Annotated in this window: 19 protein-coding genes; 16 read left to right on the top strand and 3 right to left on the bottom strand. The window is 43.8% G+C overall.

Annotation, left to right across the window (positions count from 1 at the left end):
- Positions 1-341 precede the first annotated feature (341 nt).
- Both VER99_RS08685 and pabB read right to left on the bottom strand, forming a co-directional pair.
- Positions 342-941 carry a CoA pyrophosphatase gene (locus tag VER99_RS08685; RefSeq protein ID WP_020335522.1) on the bottom strand — a complete coding sequence of 200 codons (600 nt, stop codon included), beginning with the start codon at positions 939-941 and terminating at the stop codon, positions 342-344.
- 196 nt (positions 942-1,137) lie between these two features.
- Positions 1,138-2,499, bottom strand: coding sequence for an aminodeoxychorismate synthase component I (pabB, locus tag VER99_RS08680; RefSeq protein ID WP_020335521.1), 1,362 nt, complete (start codon positions 2,497-2,499; stop codon positions 1,138-1,140).
- 288 nt (positions 2,500-2,787) lie between these two features.
- On the opposite strand from pabB, the gene VER99_RS08675 reads away from it, so the two are divergent.
- From VER99_RS08675 to VER99_RS08640, 8 genes are all read left to right on the top strand, one after another.
- Positions 2,788-4,305 carry a fumarate hydratase gene (locus tag VER99_RS08675; RefSeq protein ID WP_014232348.1) on the top strand — a complete coding sequence of 506 codons (1,518 nt, stop codon included), beginning with the start codon at positions 2,788-2,790 and terminating at the stop codon, positions 4,303-4,305.
- A 175-nt stretch (positions 4,306-4,480) separates the two neighbouring features.
- A complete protein-coding gene (locus VER99_RS08670; protein ID WP_014232347.1) occupies positions 4,481-4,666 on the top strand; it encodes a hypothetical protein in 186 nt (61 codons plus the stop codon).
- 178 nt (positions 4,667-4,844) lie between these two features.
- A complete protein-coding gene (locus VER99_RS08665) occupies positions 4,845-6,221 on the top strand; it encodes a YcjX family GTP-binding protein (RefSeq protein ID WP_020335520.1) in 1,377 nt (458 codons plus the stop codon).
- The gene (locus VER99_RS08660; protein ID WP_020335519.1) at positions 6,218-7,258 is read left to right on the top strand and encodes a YcjF family protein; all 1,041 of its coding nucleotides are present in this window, start codon (positions 6,218-6,220) and stop codon (positions 7,256-7,258) included. Before VER99_RS08665 ends, VER99_RS08660 begins: the two co-directional genes overlap by 4 nt.
- 100 nt (positions 7,259-7,358) lie before the next feature.
- A complete protein-coding gene (gene tyrR / locus VER99_RS08655) occupies positions 7,359-8,903 on the top strand; it encodes a transcriptional regulator TyrR (protein WP_014232344.1) in 1,545 nt (514 codons plus the stop codon).
- A 36-nt stretch (positions 8,904-8,939) separates the two neighbouring features.
- Complete coding sequence (gene rimJ / locus VER99_RS08650; RefSeq protein WP_020335516.1) at positions 8,940-9,524, top strand: ribosomal protein S5-alanine N-acetyltransferase; 585 nt, start codon at positions 8,940-8,942, stop codon at positions 9,522-9,524.
- Between the two features lies 1 nt (position 9,525).
- Positions 9,526-10,113: an HD domain-containing protein gene (locus VER99_RS08645; RefSeq protein ID WP_020335515.1), complete on the top strand. Its 588-nt coding sequence runs from the start codon at positions 9,526-9,528 to the stop codon at positions 10,111-10,113.
- 13 nt (positions 10,114-10,126) lie between these two features.
- A complete protein-coding gene (locus VER99_RS08640) occupies positions 10,127-10,600 on the top strand; it encodes a DUF2947 domain-containing protein (RefSeq protein WP_020335514.1) in 474 nt (157 codons plus the stop codon).
- Between the two features lie 51 nt (positions 10,601-10,651).
- Here VER99_RS08640 and VER99_RS08635 read toward each other — a convergent pair whose 3' ends face one another.
- On the bottom strand, positions 10,652-11,614 hold the full coding sequence (locus tag VER99_RS08635) for an integron integrase (RefSeq protein WP_324703953.1): 963 nt from the start codon (positions 11,612-11,614) through the stop codon (positions 10,652-10,654).
- A 790-nt stretch (positions 11,615-12,404) separates the two neighbouring features.
- Here VER99_RS08635 and VER99_RS08630 point away from each other — a divergent pair.
- From VER99_RS08630 to VER99_RS08590, 8 genes are all read left to right on the top strand, one after another.
- Positions 12,405-12,881, top strand: coding sequence for a GNAT family N-acetyltransferase (locus tag VER99_RS08630; RefSeq protein WP_020334683.1), 477 nt, complete (start codon positions 12,405-12,407; stop codon positions 12,879-12,881).
- Between the two features lie 142 nt (positions 12,882-13,023).
- Positions 13,024-13,626: a class I SAM-dependent methyltransferase gene (locus VER99_RS08625; protein ID WP_020334682.1), complete on the top strand. Its 603-nt coding sequence runs from the start codon at positions 13,024-13,026 to the stop codon at positions 13,624-13,626.
- Between the two features lie 645 nt (positions 13,627-14,271).
- Positions 14,272-14,523 carry a barstar family protein gene (locus VER99_RS08620; RefSeq protein ID WP_020334680.1) on the top strand — a complete coding sequence of 84 codons (252 nt, stop codon included), beginning with the start codon at positions 14,272-14,274 and terminating at the stop codon, positions 14,521-14,523.
- Positions 14,524-14,839: 316 nt separating this feature from the next.
- Complete coding sequence (locus tag VER99_RS08615; RefSeq protein ID WP_020334679.1) at positions 14,840-15,952, top strand: hypothetical protein; 1,113 nt, start codon at positions 14,840-14,842, stop codon at positions 15,950-15,952.
- Positions 15,953-16,109: 157 nt separating this feature from the next.
- Positions 16,110-16,514, top strand: a complete 405-nt coding sequence (locus VER99_RS08605) for a hypothetical protein (RefSeq protein ID WP_020334678.1) — start codon at positions 16,110-16,112, stop codon at positions 16,512-16,514.
- A gap of 139 nt (positions 16,515-16,653) precedes the next feature.
- The gene (locus VER99_RS08600) at positions 16,654-17,121 is read left to right on the top strand and encodes an ASCH domain-containing protein (protein ID WP_020334677.1); all 468 of its coding nucleotides are present in this window, start codon (positions 16,654-16,656) and stop codon (positions 17,119-17,121) included.
- Positions 17,122-17,284: 163 nt separating this feature from the next.
- Positions 17,285-17,692 (top strand): OsmC family protein, encoded by a 408-nt coding sequence (locus VER99_RS08595; protein WP_020334676.1) that lies wholly within the window; start codon positions 17,285-17,287, stop codon positions 17,690-17,692.
- A 135-nt stretch (positions 17,693-17,827) separates the two neighbouring features.
- Positions 17,828-18,163: a 5-carboxymethyl-2-hydroxymuconate Delta-isomerase gene (locus VER99_RS08590; RefSeq protein ID WP_020334675.1), complete on the top strand. Its 336-nt coding sequence runs from the start codon at positions 17,828-17,830 to the stop codon at positions 18,161-18,163.
- Positions 18,164-18,279 lie beyond the last annotated feature (116 nt).

The following is an 18,279-nucleotide window of genomic DNA, read 5'->3' as shown; positions in this document are numbered from 1 at the left end:
AGGAAATAAGTCGGGTGCAATTTTGCAAGATTTTGCATTGGGAAAATTAGATCTAAGTCATGTATTGCTCGGGCTTATTGAATAATATGTCAAAAACCTGTTTTTTATCACGAAAATGATGTGCTACTAGTGATTAATGCTAATGTGTGGAATTAGAAAATCTAATTGATAGTCTTATTTGTACATATTTTTATCAGCGCAAACGCTTGCGGTGAAAACGACAAATTAAACTAATGTAAATGAGAGGTTACGAATAGGTTTTTTGAAGTGAAATGTTGGATGGAAGTGCCCCTAAGTAGCCTCATGCTTGTTCGGAAATTATACATATTTGTAAATCACCGTTACTTAGCGATGATGTGCCTTTGCATTGACTCAATAATTTGAGCGGTCATACCCCAAATGAAGTGCTGGCGGTAAGGAATAGCAAATACACGGTGGCTAGTTTGTTTAAGATTAAATTTGCTGCTGTAGAGTTTGCTCGGGTTCAAAATATGGTTTGCAGGAACTTCGAATACATACTCAACTTCATTGGGGTCAATGTGCGTTTTGTAGTTTGGCGATACAAAAGCTAAAAATGGAGTGACATTAAAGCGGCTAATGGTAGGAAGTTTAGGTAATTGGCCAAAGACATGTATGTCGTTATTTGCGATACCAATTTCTTCTTTTGTCTCACGAAGCGCAGTATTCACTAAGTGAATGTCTTCAGGTTCAAATTTACCGCCGGGAAAGCTGATTTGTCCCGGATGATGGCGTAAGTGTTCAGCTCGTTTGGTCAAAATCACCTGTAATCCTTCCGGGCGTTCGACAAATCCAATCAATACCGCAGCGTCACGCAGTGGCTTGTCTTTTAAAAAGCTTAATCGAGCGAGTGATTCTTTGTGATACCCAGTAGGCAACTGCAGTTGAAAGTTTTGCAGTAGCTTCGTTTTATTGATGACCAAATTGCGTCCTTTTATCTACTATCTATTGATAATTATAGAGGAGCAGTATCCTCTCTCAATGTGTTATCAAGATTATAACGATGGTGAATCGGAGTAAATCAGACGTTAGGGTAAGAAAGCTAATGTAAAAACGCTAATGCAAAAACGCCTCCAGTTGAGGAGGCGTTGAGATATGGTTTGAAGAATATCACTGGCGTTACTTCAATGCTGGTAAAATTTTCGACAGCTTATCCAGCGTCTCCTGATACTCGGCCGCGCATTCGCTGTCTGCCACTACGCCACCGCCAGCCCAAGCATACAAGTTGCCTTTTTCTGCAACCAACGTGCGAATGGTAATGCTGGTGTCCATGCGACCATGGCGAGATATGTAACCAATACTGCCGCAGTAAGCGCTGCGTCGATGAGGTTCTAGCTCTTCAATGATTTGCATCGCACGCACTTTGGGTGCACCAGTGATTGAACCGCCAGGGAAGCAAGCTCGCAACAAATCCGCAGGCGAATACTGTTCATCCAAATCTGCACGAATCGTACTGACCAAATGGTGAACCGCCGGGAAGCTCTCGATATCAAACAATTTTGGTACATGAACACTGCCAGGTGAGGCAACACGGCCAATATCGTTTCGCAACAGATCGACAATCATTAAGTTTTCAGCCTGATCTTTTTCTGCGGTCTGCAAATCATAGGCGTTCGCCTTGTCTTGCGCTGCATCCAGACTGCGAGGTCGCGTGCCTTTGATTGGCTTAGTTTCGATGACTCTCTCTTTTAGCTCCAGAAAACGCTCTGGTGAGATGCTTAAAATCGAAGACTCAGGCATACGAATAAATGCAGAAAAAGGCGCTTGGTTGGCGGATTCGAGCTTCAGGTAGGCTTGCCACTCGCTGCCTGTGTATGGCGCGTTAAAGCGTTGCGCTAAGTTGATTTGATAACAGTCACCGCTTAGCAAGTACTCTTGCACGCTATTAAAGCGAGTACCGTAAGATTGCTCGGTCATGTTCGATTGCCAAGCGCCAGTCAAACTAAATTCAGCGTCTTGTACGGCGGTTTGTTTATCGAGCCAATCCCACGCTTGAGCAATATTTTGCCCAACGATACAGGCCTTGCTGAGTTTATGATCGACAACGATCGCCCATTCATAAAGGCCAACCGCCATATCCGCTGTTTGCAAATCCTTTTCCGCAAGCTCTGGCATAGCTTCAACGCGGCGACCTAAATCATAGCTGAAGTAGCCAAGCGCACCGCCTACGAAAGGCAGATCCCACTCTGAATCGAGCTCAACACTCGGTAGCCATTGCTGTTGCAATTGATCGAGTAGAGAAAAGGGGTCGTCGCCCGACACATAATCGTCAGATGGTGTCTTGATGCATGTGTTATCGGCAATGGTTTCTAATGTTGCTACCGGGTTTGCAACAAGCACATCGAAACGGCTGTCGATGTGAGTTTCTGACGCAGAACGCAGCAACATCGCCCAAGGCTGATGCTGAATATGCGAAAAAAGGTGAAGTGCTAAGTCTGGTGCGTAATCCAACGCTTTAAAATCAATGAATTGATTATCCATGTTGTTCATTTGTGTAATTTGTGACAAAGAGATCGTTCACTGCATGGCATGTCATGGGCAGCAAGAGTATCATATTCCACCGTATAGCCAAACTTCCTCTATACAAAGGGTTCTGAGGAGGTTTTACTATACAAGAAGGCGACTTCAGTAACTCGTGTGTCGAGATCAGCCATCCGACAACTGTTTATATAATGTGTTTATAAAAATGAAGCTCAAAAGAGCAACTTGCTCAACAAACACGATTGAAGCCAAGCCAGTAATGGAAGCATAACTATAACGAGGCATGTAATGACGGTAATTCGCAAGCAGGATGTCATCAGCAGTGTTGCTGATGCGCTACAGTACATTTCTTACTACCACCCGCTAGACTTTGTTCAAGCCCTTGAAAAAGCCTACCACCGCGAAGAGAGCCAAGCCGCGAAAGACGCGATTGCGCAGATCTTAATTAACTCCCGTATGTCGGCAGAAGGCCACCGCCCAATCTGTCAGGACACCGGTATCGTGACGTGTTTTGTCAACATCGGCATGGGCGTTCAGTGGGACTCGACGGACATGACGGTTCAGCAAATGGTAGATGAAGGCGTTCGACAGGCCTACACGAATCCAGATAACCCATTGCGTGCATCGGTTTTGATGGATCCTGCTGGTAAACGTATTAACACTAAAGACAACACGCCAGCGGTAGTACACATCAATATGGTACCGGGCGATAAAGTTGAAATTCAGATCGCGGCGAAGGGCGGCGGCAGTGAAAACAAAACTAAGATGGTGATGCTAAACCCATCTGATGATATTGCCGAGTGGGTAGAAAAAACACTGCCAACGATGGGCGCTGGTTGGTGTCCTCCGGGCATGCTTGGCATTGGTATCGGCGGTACGGCTGAAAAAGCAGCGGTACTGGCAAAAGAATCGCTAATGGAGCATATCGATATTCAAGAGCTTATCGACCGTGGCCCACAAAACGCAGAAGAAGAGCTTCGTCTTGATATCTTCAATCGCGTAAACAAACTTGGTATCGGTGCGCAAGGTCTTGGCGGCCTGACTACCGTAGTTGACGTTAAGATCAAAACAGCGCCAACGCACGCAGCGTCTAAACCAGTATGCTTGATCCCGAACTGTGCTGCGACTCGTCACGTACACTTCACGCTAGATGGCTCAGGCCCGGCAGACTTAACGCCGCCTAAGCTTGAAGAGTGGCCAGATATCACTTGGGAAGCGGGCGCGAATACTCGTCGCGTTAACTTAGACGAAGTGACACAAGCTGATGTTGAGCAGTGGAAGACAGGCGAGACAGTTCTTCTTTCTGGTAAGATTCTTACTGGTCGCGATGCGGCACACAAACGCATCCAGACTATGTTGCAAAATGGTGAGGGTCTACCTGAAGGTGTCGATTTCAAAGGTAAATTTATCTACTACGTTGGCCCTGTAGACGCTGTAGGTGATGAAGCTGTAGGTCCTGCTGGCCCGACTACGTCAACTCGTATGGACAAATTCACCGACATGATGCTTGATGAAACGGGCATTATGGGCATGATCGGTAAAGCAGAGCGTGGCCCTGCGACCGTTGAATCTATCAAGAAGCACAAAGCGGTTTACTTGATGGCGGTTGGCGGCGCGGCTTACCTGGTTGCGAAGGCGATTAAGAAAGCGCGCGTAGTAGCGTTTGAAGATCTCGGTATGGAAGCGATCTACGAATTTGAAGTAGAAGACATGCCAGTAACAGTCGCGGTAGACTCAAACGGTGTGAACGCTCACCAGATTGGTCCGGACACTTGGAAAGTGAAAATCCAAGAGATGGAAGCTTAATGTAAATGGCACTTTGAGGACGTCTCAGTCTTGAGAATGTGACAAGGTGCTGATTTACCTAGCAAACAATTGACAAAAGTGCAGCGAAAACTGCACTTTTTGTCTATATACTAGGTATATTAACCTTTGGGCATAGCAACAGACGTTATGCGAACAATAATAATTAGGAGACGGCATGCCTCGTTTTATTCAAATTCTACAAATTATTCTTGCTGTTGTGGTGGGTGGCTTTGTTGGCTATGACTTGATTCTTCACGGTATCAGTATCTTTGATGAAAAATACGTCACGATTACTTGTGTACTGTGGGTAGTGCTAGAGGTGGCGCTATTCGTTATCTACAAACTGATTGAAGAAGATTAGAACGTTTACGCTTAAATCGTTTGATCGATAGTTAGAATACCGAAGCCTCTGAGAATTCTCAGGGGCTTTTGTGTTTTTGGGCAATGCCTTTTGCTGTGAGTCGTTTGTTCATCTTTGATTAATGTATGTAAAATTAGACTCATACCTTCGTCGTTTACTAATGAGATAAATAAAAAGCATGAAAAGAATAACAAAAGAAGTGAATGACTTTATCAACCGCGGCATGGACTCTAATGTCCGAATCGCCGTTACAGGCTTATCCCGAGCGGGCAAAACGGCGTTTATTACTTCCCTGGTCGATCAGCTGCTTTATACGGCGACGCACGACAATTTGCCATTATTGGCCGCGGCCAGAGACAAACGATTGATAGGCGCTAAACGTGAGCCTCAATCGAATATGATGGTTCCCCGTTTTGCTTACGACGAAGCCATCGCTCAAATTCATGCCACGCCTCCAGCGTGGCCAGTGCCAACGCGTGATGTTAGTGAAATTCGACTGGCGCTGAAATATAAGCCGAATAAAACCACCAAAAAGTTATTGAGCAAAACCGCTGTTCTTAACGTGGATATCATTGACTACCCGGGAGAGTGGTTGCTTGATTTACCGCTTCTGGATATGGATTTCGCCACCTGGTCGCAAACGCAGTTTAATGCGCTAAAAGGTCAACGCAGTCAGTTGGCAGAAACGTGGTTAGAAGAACTGGAAAACCTGGACCTTAACGAGAGTGTTAATGAAAAGCAGCTCGAGAGCATTGCGTATTCTTACACGCAATATCTACATGGTTGTAAAGACGCTGGGTTGCATTGGGTTCAACCGGGGCGTTTTGTTCTGCCGGGTGAATTGGCCGGAGCACCGGTTCTGCAATTTTTTCCTTGTCGGGTTGAGGCAGAGACCAAGCCTGTTAAAGGCAGTAATCTAGCGATGCTAGAAGCGCGTTTCCATGAATATCAGCAAAAAGTAGTGAAGGCGTTCTATAAACATCACTTTGCGACGTTTGACCGCCAAATCGTGCTGGTGGATTGCTTACAACCTTTAAATGCCGGAGATGAGGCGTTTTACGATATGCGTCAGGCGCTGGAGCAAATCATGCATAGCTTCCGCTACGGACGCAGCAGTTTTATTCGTCGGCTATTTTCTCCCAAAATCGACAAAGTTCTCTTCGCTGCAACCAAAGCAGACCACGTTACGCCAGAACAGCATCCGAATTTGGTCTCTTTGCTCCAGCAGATGGTGCATCCCGCTTGGCAAACGGCCGCTTATGAGAACATTGAAATGAGCTGTATGAGTATTGCTTCGATTCAGGCCACGACGCCTGGGTTTATTTCCACCGGCGACAAGACCGTTCCGGCTTTGCAGGGCATAACACTGGATGGCGAACCAATGACGATGTTCCCTGGTGAAGTACCAAGGAAACTACCGAATGCGGCATATTGGCAAAACAGTGGTTTTGATTTCACTTCGTTCCGTCCAATGCCGTCAGCAAGTGATGAACCGATGAAACATATACGTTTAGACAAAGCACTGGATTACCTGATCGGAGATAAGTTGAAATGAGTGAATTCAAACAAAAGCAGGTCTTCTCCGACAATGTACTAGAAAAAGAAAAGGATTCTGTACCAGAGGAGTTAACTGCTCAAAAGGCCTTTAGTGACAAAGAAACCTTTGTGCCTGTTACTGTGCAAGAAGAGCCGCAAGAAACGGAGCAGGAATTGCAGCTTGAGCATGTGATTCGCCCTAAATCTGGTCGAAAATGGTTGGCGACAGGGTTACTTACCGCGTTTTCTGGTCTGGTGGGGTGGCAGGCGATCGATTCAGTTGTCACGGCGGTTCAAACGTCCGATTGGCTTGCATTGGGATGGGCAGGTTTTATTGCAACCATCGCCTCATTTGGTATTGGCGCGCTAGGCAAGGAGTTGTGGAAGCTGCGTAAACTGAGAAACCACTTCAGCATCCAAGAAGAGAGTGAATTGCTTGTTGGCAGTGATAGCGTGGGCAAGGGCAAAGCGTTTTGTGAAAAAGTGGCTGAACAAAGTGGGGTATTGGCAGAAAATCCGGGCTTTGACCGCTGGAAAAACAGTGTTAACCCTGCACACAGCGACGCTGAAATTCTCGATATGTACGACTCAATGGTGGTTAGTCAGCAAGACAAACTGGCTACAAAGATCGTGTCTCAACATGCCACCGAATCCGCTGCGTTAGTTGCAGTCAGCCCTCTCGCCGCAGCAGATATGTTTTTGGTAGCTTGGCGTAACTTCAAAATGATCGACAACTTATCCAAAGTCTATGGCGTTGAGTTGGGCTATGCGTCGCGAATAAAACTGCTCAAAGCGGTCTTTGTGAATATGGCTGCCGCTGGTGCGAGTGAGCTAGCGATTGATGCTGGCATGGATTTAATGTCGATGGATCTTGCGGGCAAAGTATCAGCTCGCGCAGGTCAGGGGCTTGGTGTCGGTATTCTTACCGCTCGTTTAGGCTTAAAAGCAATGACACTGTTGCGCCCATTACCTTGGTATCCTGAGCGTCAGGTTAAACTGGGTACAATTCGCAAAGCGGTAGTGGCGAAAGTTGCATCAATTACGATGAAACCGTAACCAATATCACCATTGATGAATAGGATTGCTTGACGCCATTCCAAGCTTGATAGAAACTACTGTCAACTTTTCCTGACAGTTGTGAATTGGGATATTTTCAGTGCGTCTTGAAGTCTTATGTGAAGATAGACTCGGTCTTACCCGAGAACTGCTCGATATTTTAGCATCTAAAAGTATCGACTTGCGTGGTATTGAGATTGATATCAGCGGCATTATATATTTGAATTGCCCGGATATTGATTTTGATACCTTTAGCGAATTAATGGCCGAAATCCGACGTATTTCGGGGGTTAAAGACGTACGTAAAATTCAGTTCATGCCTATGGAACGCCATAATACCGAGCTGCTTTCTCTCGTGGATAATCTGCCGGATCCTGTCTTTGCTATCGATCTTAAAGGCGCGGTAGACATGGCCAACATGTCTGCGTTGTCTCTGCTAGGTTTGCACAAGCAAGAAGTTATCGGCACACAAATTGGTACGCTATTACCAAGCATGCGTTTCTCTCGTTGGTCTGAAGGAGTGAACGCCCGAACTCGTGAAAATCTGGTGATTGATGGTCTGGATTATATTCTTGAGTTAATGCCAGTTTATATCAAAGATGAAGCGCAAAACTCGACACTGGCGAGTACGTTGATCACGATTCGCTCCAGCCAGCAAGTTTCGCGAATTGAAGAAGCCGTGCCGCTGCATAACCCGCTTGGTTTTGAACACTTTGTCGGATTATCTAACCGCCATAAAGCATTGATGAATCAAGCCAAGAAGCTGTCTGTCCTTGATCAGCCTTTACTGATTGAAGGTGAAACTGGCACTGGTAAAGAAATGCTGGCAAAAGCGTGTCACAGCCGATCTAGCCGAGCGAGCAAGCCTTTCCTCGTACTGAGCTGCGCGTCTATGCCGGATGATGTGGCTGAAACTGAACTGTTCGGCCATGCGCCAGGCTCATTTAACCACGAGCAGGGGCACAAAGGCATTTTTGAACAAGCGAATGGCGGCACCGTCTTCTTGGACGAAATTGGTGAAATGAGCTCCCACTTGCAAATCAAGCTACTGCGTTTTCTTCAGGATGGTAATTTCCGTCGAGTTGGCGCAGAGGATGAAATGCACGTTGATGTGCGCATTATCGCCTCTACCAAGCATAACCTTGCTGAGCTGTCGGAAGCGGGCATGTTCCGTGAAGATTTATACTATCGCCTGAACGTTCTTACGTTGACGATTCCTCCTTTACGCAAGCGCTCTAATGATGTCGCTCCACTATTAGAGCTGTTTGTGACTAAGCACGCGCAGCAATTGGGTATTGATAAACCTGATTTCGACGAAGATTTGATCGACGGACTCGCAAACTACCAATGGCCAGGCAATATGCGTCAGCTGGATAATATGGTTCTGCGAGCGTTAACCGAGATGGATGGGCATTTATTGAAGGTTGAACACTTTAATTTGCCACAACCTCAATCGGTCGGTGGTGGCAGTGCGACACTCAATTTAGATGGCTCTTTGGATGAGATCATGCGTGATTACGAGTCTCAGATCCTTGAGCGTTTGTATCAGTCATTCCCATCAAGCCGCAAGCTGGCGAAGCGTTTGAATGTATCACATACGTCAATTGCCAATAAACTGCGTGACTATGGGATTCGTAAAAATTAATCCTGAACGAAGAGAAAACGGACGTTGTCATTTGTAATGGAAGATAAAAGTTCATCCGTCGCCGTTCATAAGTTGGACGGCGACTTACTTCTGCGTACTGCTGAAATCGCAGATGCTGATATGATTGCCGAATATTTTCAGGTAAATCGCGAGTACTTAAAGCCGTTTGAACCAACCCGCGAGGACGCCTTCTTTACCGTCAATGGTTGGCTACAAAAACTCATTAAACTAAGCGAACTCCACCGTCAGGGGCTTGGCTATTACTGTCTTCTCATTGATACCCAAAAACAACGCATGTTAGGCACAATTTCCTTCAGCGGTCTGGTTCGTTTCCCATTTCACTCATGCAGCGTTGGTTACTCTCTTGCCCAAACGGCGCAGGGTAACGGATACATGCGTCGTGGTCTTAAAATGGCTTGTGATTACATGTTCGACGTACAAAATATGCATCGAATTCAGGCAGGGTACATGCCACACAACAAACGCAGCGAAGCCGTTCTGGAACATGTTGGCTTTAGTAAAGAAGGCTATGCGAAGGACTATCTTTTGATAGATGGCGAGTGGCAAGATCATATCTTAACCTCACTGACTAAACCTGACTGGCAACCAAAGGCTCGATGATATGGAAAGACTAGAGAAGCAGCTAAAGCTATTAATAGAGTTGGATCAGTTGAAAAATGTGCTTCGTCGAACCCGTGTTAAATGCGCGGAAGGCAGACTGGAAAACAGCGGAGAACACAGTTGGCACGTAGCCCTGATGGCCGTCTTGATGGAAGAACATGCCAATGCTCCGGTCGATATTTGCCGAGTCATGAAAATGCTGTTGATCCACGATGTCGTAGAGATCGACGCGGGCGACACCTTTGTTTATGATACGGCCGCTTCAAAAGAGCAGGCGGAAAAAGAAATCAAAGCCGCAGAACGTTTATTCGGAATGCTGCCAAGCGAGCAAGGCAAAGAGCTATTGGCATTGTGGCATGAATTTGAAGCGGCACAAACTGACGATGCAAAGTACGCAAAAGCCCTCGACCGTTTAATACCAATGCTTCTAAATTATCATAATGACGGTCAAAGTTGGCAAGAACATGGCGTAACGCGTGAACAAGCGCTTACTATTAACAAAAGAATTGAACTTGGCTCTGTCACATTGTGGGACAAAGCGAAAGAAATAATTGAAGATGCCACCGATAAAGGTTGGCTGAAGTCGTAATAAAGGAGACTGAATGTCTTATTTGCCTTTGGACGAATACCAAAGAAAATGGATTTTTACTCACCAGTCGATGCCGGTACCAGAAGAAGACTTAGCGCAGATAAAGCCGATGAGTCAGGCTCGCTCCGCTCAGTTCTGGAAAGAGAACATCAGTGCGCAAAGCCCTGATATGGACCGTTTGAGCTCTCAAGATTGGCCGATGAAAGAGTCCAACTGGTCAGAAACTGTCGACTGGATGGCCGCTTGGGAATCAGACGAGCCAAACATGCCAACCGAAGTGGAAACACATATTGATTGGCAAGACGATGTGACCGTTTATTTCTGTTACGAGAAATACAACGTCATCGAAACCAAGTGGTCTATCTTCAAAAAGCATTGGAAGAACTTCCTGTTCTATGATGATGGCCCAATGTTGCTTGGCCGCCGTCGCGCTCAAGCTCTTTGGTTTGACTCAAAAGGCAATGTTAAACTGGGCGAACGCCATTAGTAATCTGTTGAAATTATTATATTAAGCCACCAATTTGGTGGCTTTTTCTTTTTAAAGGTTTGATAGAGGGCTTAGGACACCACTTGCTCCTCTTTCGATAACGTGAGTGTAGATTTGTGTGGTTTTTACATCTGAGTGCCCTAACTGCTCCTGAACTGTTCTGATATCGGCACCTGATTCGAGTAGATGCGTGGCAAAGCTATGTCTTAGCGTATGGCACGTTACCGATTTTTCGATTCCCGCGTCTTTCGCAGAGCGTTTGACGGCTCTTTGTAGAGCACTCTCGTTGATATGATGTCTTCTTAACTCTCCCATTTCCGGATCAACACTTAGTTTTGCTGATGGAAATAGAAAGTGCCAGTTAAAGTCCAACTGTGCGTTTGGGTATTTACGTTGTAGACCCTCTGAAATATAAACACCTGCGTAGCCAGGCATGTGACAATCTTTTTGATAATAACTTCGAGCGAGATCCACTTGTGCTTTTAGGGAAGAATGTAGCTCTTTTGCTAATGTCACCGTACGGTTCTTTCCGCCTTTACCTTGCCAGACACGGATTGCACCATAATCGTAATCAATGTCCTGAATTCTTAATCTCAGGCATTCCATTAAGCGAAGCCCGGAACCATAGAGTAGAAGTGTTTGAAGCTTGTATTTGGGATCGATATGTTGAATAAATCGACGAATCTCGTCTCGTGTTAATACGACAGGAAGTTTTCTCTCAGTTAGTGACTTTTGAAATCGCATTTCGAGTGAGAGCGGTGTCTGAAAGAAATCTCGGTAGAGAAATGCAATTGAACAAAGCGCTAACGCTTGAGTTTTTACTGCTACTTTATCTTTGACAGCAATGTGACTAAGGAACTGAACTACATGCTCTTCTGACAACTTAGATGGATGTGCAAACTGATGAAAAACGATATAACGCTTGATCCAAAATAGGTAACTTTCAATCGTTTTATTTGAGTAATGACGCATTAGCATATGCTCTTTTACACTAAGTAAAAATTGGGATTTCATAACGATATGTAACCTGTTTATTTATACAGGTTTGTTAATTTAGCATCACTCAGTTGACTAACCAGCTTTTTGCCGTCTAATTGCGCGTACCAGCACTCATATTCATACCTCGTTTCTATATTTTTCATAAAGATAAGTGCTAATATTCATAAATATGCTTAAGAGAAATAAGGCGTTGTTACGTCTGAAAGGCTGCAAAAAGCCGTATAGAAAGCGTTAGTACTGGATTGGCATCAACGGTAAATTTTTCGGGGTTTATCGGGTTCTTTTCCTAGCTTTACACCTGGTCAAATGTGCCTTTAACGTTCTTTCCGGTGGCACTATATAAGTTGTGTTTGTTTTGACTTCACCGTTTACGGTTTCTAACTTTTGGGCTATTTCTTTGGCGTGGTTTCTTTGATGCTGGGAAATGTTTGTCAAACACCGAGTTTCTTTGGCGCTGTCGTTTAGTTCTGAAGCCCGTATCCTTTGTTAATTTGAAAACGGTGAAAATAGGTCAGTTAAGCAAGTTTTTCTTCTAGCCAACTTGCGTTTTGAGGTTGAGTTCTAGTTTGGCAGTTGTCCCTTTAGCTTCAGCGTTTCAAGCCAGAAGTTTAGTGCTATATTTCAATATCTTGGCATGTGCCAAAGGTTAACGGGCAGCGTACTAACAAACAATTCAAGAGGGATTCGTAACGCGTGGCATTTTTACTATGCGTTAATTTTAGTGATTAAGGTGGTTTGCGGTGGCATCGGTGTTGCGTTACTCACCCCTTAATTGGGCGTTAGGTGCTTGAAGGAAAAGGTAAGTATGGAAATTGCTTTTCGGCAGATAAACATTGATGATTTCGAATTATGCGTTGCTGCGAGAAAAGATGCATACTTTTGTAGTTTTGGGCATTACGATGGTTTCGCCGACTTCATCAGCGGTTATCGTGAACGAGTCTTAGACCGGTTAGCAACATCAGAATGGTTTTATATCCATGTATTTGTGGATGGTCAGTTTGCAGGGCAGTTAGAGTTTCGCAGTTTTTCACCTGAGCCGGAAACTGGCTATGTGCATCTCATTTACTTAAAGCCGAATTTTCGTGGTTCAGGACTCGCTCCAAAAGTGCAGGATTATATTGTAAGCACTTTGAGTAAAGCGGGTTGTTTGCGTGCTGTACTTTCAGTAAGCCGAACTAACCATCGAGCTCTCACATTCTATAAGCGCCATGGTTGGGAGTTTGTGCGCAAGAATCCCAAGCACAATGAAACAGACTTTTACCAACTTTGGCTACGCACCTAACAAACTGTTCAAGAGGGATTCGCAACGCGTGGCATTTTTACTATGCGTTGATATTAGTGATTAAGGGGGTGTGCGGTGGCTTCGGTATTGCGTTGCTCACCCCTTAACAGGGCGTTATGTACTTTAAGGTAAAACGAAGATTATGGATGATCAGAAACATAGAGAAAATTGGCGGAAGTTTTACGAAAAGGCATTAAATCGACCACATTCCACAAGAACTGAACGAGCTGTAAATTTAGATGCTTCTTCAATTAAAGTAGCAATAGATTGTGGTTGCGGTACGGGTAGCGATATAAAGTATTTAATCTCGCACGGCTATAAAGTCTTCGGCTTTGACATCAATCCTGACTCAGTAGCAATATGCCGAGATAGGTTTGGTGGTGAGTCGAGTGTAAATGTAGCTCAATCATCATTTTGTGAGTTTGATTATGCTGATGCCAGCTTAATCGTCGCTAACGCGAGTTTATTTTTTGTGAACCCTGAGCAGTTTCAAGCAGTATGGACAAGCATAGATGCTAGTCTCGTAAAGGGTGGTGTTTTTGCTGGTGATTTCATGGGTAAAAACGACTCTTGGGCTAGTGACTTCCACACCCCCTTAACTGCACTCTCTAAAGATGAGTTGTTAAACTTATTCTCTAACTTTGAAATCATCGAGTTCAATGAAAGGGATGAAGATGGCACAACAATGGTAGGTAAATCAAAGCATTGGCACATTTATTCGGTGGTTGCCTTCAAACGTACATAACAATGCGTTTAAGGCAGATTCACCACGCTTGGCATTTTTGGTTTGTGTTTAGTCCAGTGTTTACGGCGTCCAAATTGAGTGTTGTGGTAGCGTGGTTCACACCTTAATTGGGCGTTAGTACTGGATTGGCATCAACGGTAAATTTTTCGGTGTTTATTGGTTTCTTTTCCTGGCTTTACACCTGGTCAAATGTGCCTTTCACGTTCTTTCCGGTGGCACTATATGAGTTGTGTTTGCTGTGACTTCACCGTTTACGGCGTCTAACTTTCGGGCTATTTCTCTGGCGCTGCTGTTTAGTTTTGCAACCTGTATCCTTTGCTAATTTGAAAACGGCGGCAATAGGGCAGTTAAGCATATTTTTCTTTTCGCCAACTTACGTTTTGAGAGTGAGTTCTAGTTTGGCTGTTGTCCCTTTAGCTTCAGCATTTCAAGCCAGAAGTTTCGTGCTATATTTCAATATCTTGGCGTATGCAAAAGGTTTACGGGCAGCGTACTAACAAGTTGCTTAAGAGTGATTCGTAACGCGTGGCATTTTTGGTATGCGGTGTCTTCAGTGATTAAGGCGTCGTGCGGTAGCTTTTGTATTGCGTTACTCACACCTTAGCAAAGCGTTATAGCGCAGCGGTATTTATCAGAAGAGGGACTATGCGCATTGATTTAACAATGATAGAGAATGAAAATCAACTTCATGAATTGATGGCTAATTGCTTTGGTTTTCCAGATTATTATGGAAAAAACTGGGATGCTTTTTGGGATTGCCTTTGTGATTCGGATTTGCCTAAAGTCAAAGTTGCCTCATTAAAAATCGCATTTGGTCGCAGAAAGTTTCTCGGGTGCAAAGTGTGGAAAGGGCAAGTTTACGAAAAGCCGGTGCTTGCTGAAGTCCTGGCTCGTTAAGTTTCTCGCAAGCAAAAGCTTATTCTTCGCTTTAATGTCGCGCTCCGCGCTTGTGGCGACCTTTTTACGAAATGTTGAACTCGTTGGTTCTTGAATCACAAAAAGTCATATGTGCGTTTGTAGTTTTTCGTGTTTAAGGTAATGTTTTCGTTAGCCAATTTAGCTTTGCCGAAAAATCGCATAACAAACAATTTAAGCAGATTCGCAACGCGTGGCAGTTTTGGTTTGCAGTGAATTTTGCGTTTATGGCGCAATGCGGTGGCTTTTGTATTGCGTTGCTCACTACTTAATTGGGCGTTAGGGCTTAGGAGGTTATATGTCAGATGAGACACTCGAAAAAAGATATTTAGCTATAAATGAAGCGCTTGAACAATGGGATTATAAACCTTGTGATTGTGCCGCTTTAGAGTTGAAAATAAGGGCGTTTGGCGGTGGAGAGCATTACGTTAAGCAATGCAATAATTGTGGGCGTCAAAAAGGAGGCTCAATTAAAAAAGCAGATGCTTTAATAGCTTTAAATGGAAAAACTCCACGTGTATTCGACCCCACCATAGAAGAAGTCTACGACAATCACTACAAAGTACGTGCAGAAACGAGGTCAAAGCTGTGGAAAGAAAAGATGGAGCTAGAATTAGAAATGTCTGGTCGGTCACCATCTTTATTTCCTAACTTTCATGAGATACAAGAAAAAAAGAATAAAGCGAAGGAAAAGCTGGAAACTGTGATTTCTGCTATTGCTGACGAATTTGGGGAAACATCAGCAAGGCAGATACTGATGCGCTCATTAGTCGAGATCAACAAGCAAAAATACCTAGAAAAAGTTAAAAACACAGAACGTTTTTCAGATGAAGGTGAACTGAAACGTTGGCTAGTTAATAATCTTAGCGTTGATTTTGATTTTTACGCGGAAGTTTGGGGGCGGCATTTAGCAGAAAATATAAATGTTAGGGTCGATTTTATAGCTGTACCTAAAGCTCATTTAGTTGCAAATGGCTTTGAACCTTCTCCCTTTGCGGTAGAGGTCAAGTATATAAGGCAAGAAGAGGGTTTTACCCGCAAGTCTAGTCGTGCTTTTTGGCAAACGATTTCATATAACGACAGCGAATTTAACCTCAATGGGCATATCTTTAAGCCTAAATTTAGTATCTTATTTACTAATCTAGCATTTCAACAAGAGATGGAACTTGTTAGAAATTATGGTTGGGATACAGAAAATGATGTTATGGAATGGCAAGGAATGCTCCACTTAGCCAATCATGCCAATGTAGGGCTGTTCCACATAACTGGTGATAAACACGAATTTCGTTCTTGGCGAATTAAGTTTGCTGGAGGAACGTATTTTTCTTATGGCATAGATAATAATGGCGAGCGAAGTGGGCAGATTTCAAATAGTGATGTCATAAATAAAGTAAGAGTGGGAAACTTTTGAACAGCCCTAACAAACAATTCAAGAGTGATTCGGCACGCTTGGCATTTTTAGTTTGCTTTGGCTTTAGTGGTTAAGGTGGTATGCGGCGGCATCGGTATTGCGTGCCTCACACCTTAATTGGGCGTTATGGCCTATCGTACATTTTTGGAGTTCAGCTATGAATAATTATTTTGTTTATCACAACGAAGATAAGATTCGTAAGTCCGTAAAAGAAATTGGTTTACTAGCAGCGTATACAAATAATGATGTAGAAGGATCTGAAGGTGGTGTCGCTTGGGTGATTAGCGCTGTTGGAAAAAGGAATAAGAAATATAAGGTTTCAATGTGCTTTGAAATAAGAAAAGCACATACGGGATACAGCCCTGTCGAAGCATTCAAAAACTCAGTTGCTGGCGAAGTTGGGGTTATTCTAGAGGAACCAATTGATGTCACTGACGAGGCATGGTTAAAAGAACTTCGAGCCTCCACGGCAAACTTTGTGAGAGGTTTCAGCCAATTAACCAATAAAACTATTGTTGAAAGTTTTGAACGTATCTTTGCCGACTTTGGATTTCGGTCATAACAAAGCGTTTAAGGCAGATTCGCAACGCGTGGCATTCTCAGTTCAAATTGAGTTTTGTGTTTAAGGCGTAATGCGGTGGCTTTCATATTGCGTTGCTCACTACTTATTTGGGCGTTAGAAATTACATGGAGAATTTATTATGGATGCAAGGTATGTGGATTATTTCCAAGCCTATGCAAGTACACTGTCTGAATTTCAACTTGCTGAGATTGGAGAGTTAGAAACTACTTACTTTTGTGACGATGAATACAATACAAATGAGTGCGCTCGTCTTGTCTCTATTGGTCAAAAACGTGCAACTTGCAGCGTCAAAGAAGCGTACCGTATTGAAGGTGAGGAGTTTCCTAAAGTAGGGCAGTACCAAATCGTGCTTGACTGGGAAAAGAACCCGGTTTGTATAGTAAAAATAACCAATGTGGACTTTTGTCCCTTTGGACAGGTTAGTCGAGAATTCGCTGAATCTGAGGGGGAAGGAGATGGCACCTATGAGTGGTGGTATAAAGCACATAACGACTTCTTCACTAGAGACTGTAAATCAGCTTATGGTTTAGAATTCAACGACTCAACAGAGTTGGTTCTTGTAACGTTTGAGTTAGTGCACAAGTAATTTCTAACAAAGCGTTTAAGACAGATTCGCAACGCTCGGCGGTTTTGGTTTGATTTGGCTTTTGTGTTTACGGTGTAATAATTTAGTTTTGTGGAAGCGTTGTTCACCACTTAAGCGGGCGTTAAGTGCAATCAACGAGAGTTACATCAAAAAGTAGGGAAGTATGAGTATTAATATAAAGTGGGATGGTGATTGTCGTTTTAAAGTGTCAACTGAAGTCGGCTTTACGTTTAATGTTGACGCTACAAGTGAGAAAGCCCCTTGTCCAACAGAAGTTCTATTGTCGGCTTTAGGTTCATGTAGTGCTACGGATGTCGTCTTGTTACTACAAGATCAAGGTTTTGAAGTTAAAGGCCTAGAAAATACGGTTACTTTTGCCCTAACGGAATCAGAACCTCGTTTATACAAATCGGCAAACTTACACTTTACAGTAAATGGCAGTGGTTTTAAGGAATCTGACATTTTGCGAGCAGCTCAAGATGCGGTGGAAAAGCATTGTCATGTTTGTCTTATGCTGAGCCCCACGATCGATATCACTTTTTCAGCGGAAGTGGGCAAAAATTGCACTTAACAAGCGTTTAAGAGGGATTCTCAACGCTTGGCATTTTCAGTTTGATTAAGCTTTAGTGTTTACGGCACAATGATTTAGGCTAGGTGGTGGCGTTGTTCCCTCCCTTTATGCGGCGTTATATTTAAGGAGTAAGTTTTGCCTCATTGTATTATTGAGCATTCATCATCTATCGAACCGGTAGACTTGAATCAGAAAGTGTTTCTGGGGGCTTTAGAGTCGAATTTGTTTGAGCCAGATGGTAGCGATATAAAGGTTAGAAGTATTGCATATGAAAACTATCAAACAGGCTCCGCTAAAGAAGACTTTATTCACGTAACTTTGCGTATTCTTTCTGGTCGTAATGAACAAGACAAGTTACTTTTGTCTAATAGTGTCATGTCCAGGCTGAAATCAATCCAGTTGGTTAGTGCTTCATTAACAGTAGAGGTTGTAGATATAGACCGAAACAGTTATGCCAAGCAGATAGTTTAAATATAACAAACTGTTTAAGAGGGATTCGCAACGCGTGGCATTTTTACTATGCGTTGCGTTTGGTGTTTTAGGTGGAATGCGGCGGCTTTGGTATTGCGTCGTTCACCCCTAAATAG

Source organism: Vibrio natriegens NBRC 15636 = ATCC 14048 = DSM 759, from assembly GCF_035621455.1.
Taxonomy (GTDB): Bacteria; Pseudomonadota; Gammaproteobacteria; order Enterobacterales; family Vibrionaceae; genus Vibrio; species Vibrio natriegens.
Note: the sequence above shows the minus strand (reverse complement) of the source record. Positions and strands in the feature narration are given on the sequence as shown.

Excerpts from the sequence above, each read along its gene's own strand:
- pabB (WP_020335521.1), bottom strand. The coding sequence starts at position 2,499 with ATGGATAATCAATTCATTGATTTTAAAGCGTTGGATTACGCACCAGAC.
- VER99_RS08675 (WP_014232348.1), top strand. The coding sequence starts at position 2,788 with ATGACGGTAATTCGCAAGCAGGATGTCATCAGCAGTGTTGCTGATGCG.
- VER99_RS08670 (WP_014232347.1), top strand. The coding sequence starts at position 4,481 with ATGCCTCGTTTTATTCAAATTCTACAAATTATTCTTGCTGTTGTGGTG.
- VER99_RS08665 (WP_020335520.1), top strand. The coding sequence starts at position 4,845 with ATGAAAAGAATAACAAAAGAAGTGAATGACTTTATCAACCGCGGCATG.
- VER99_RS08660 (WP_020335519.1), top strand. The coding sequence starts at position 6,218 with ATGAGTGAATTCAAACAAAAGCAGGTCTTCTCCGACAATGTACTAGAA.
- rimJ (WP_020335516.1), top strand. The coding sequence starts at position 8,940 with ATGGAAGATAAAAGTTCATCCGTCGCCGTTCATAAGTTGGACGGCGAC.
- VER99_RS08645 (WP_020335515.1), top strand. The coding sequence starts at position 9,526 with ATGGAAAGACTAGAGAAGCAGCTAAAGCTATTAATAGAGTTGGATCAG.
- VER99_RS08640 (WP_020335514.1), top strand. The coding sequence starts at position 10,127 with ATGTCTTATTTGCCTTTGGACGAATACCAAAGAAAATGGATTTTTACT.
- VER99_RS08635 (WP_324703953.1), bottom strand. The coding sequence starts at position 11,614 with ATGAAATCCCAATTTTTACTTAGTGTAAAAGAGCATATGCTAATGCGT.
- VER99_RS08630 (WP_020334683.1), top strand. The coding sequence starts at position 12,405 with ATGGAAATTGCTTTTCGGCAGATAAACATTGATGATTTCGAATTATGC.
- VER99_RS08625 (WP_020334682.1), top strand. The coding sequence starts at position 13,024 with ATGGATGATCAGAAACATAGAGAAAATTGGCGGAAGTTTTACGAAAAG.
- VER99_RS08620 (WP_020334680.1), top strand. The coding sequence starts at position 14,272 with ATGCGCATTGATTTAACAATGATAGAGAATGAAAATCAACTTCATGAA.
- VER99_RS08615 (WP_020334679.1), top strand. The coding sequence starts at position 14,840 with ATGTCAGATGAGACACTCGAAAAAAGATATTTAGCTATAAATGAAGCG.
- VER99_RS08605 (WP_020334678.1), top strand. The coding sequence starts at position 16,110 with ATGAATAATTATTTTGTTTATCACAACGAAGATAAGATTCGTAAGTCC.
- VER99_RS08600 (WP_020334677.1), top strand. The coding sequence starts at position 16,654 with ATGGATGCAAGGTATGTGGATTATTTCCAAGCCTATGCAAGTACACTG.
- VER99_RS08595 (WP_020334676.1), top strand. The coding sequence starts at position 17,285 with ATGAGTATTAATATAAAGTGGGATGGTGATTGTCGTTTTAAAGTGTCA.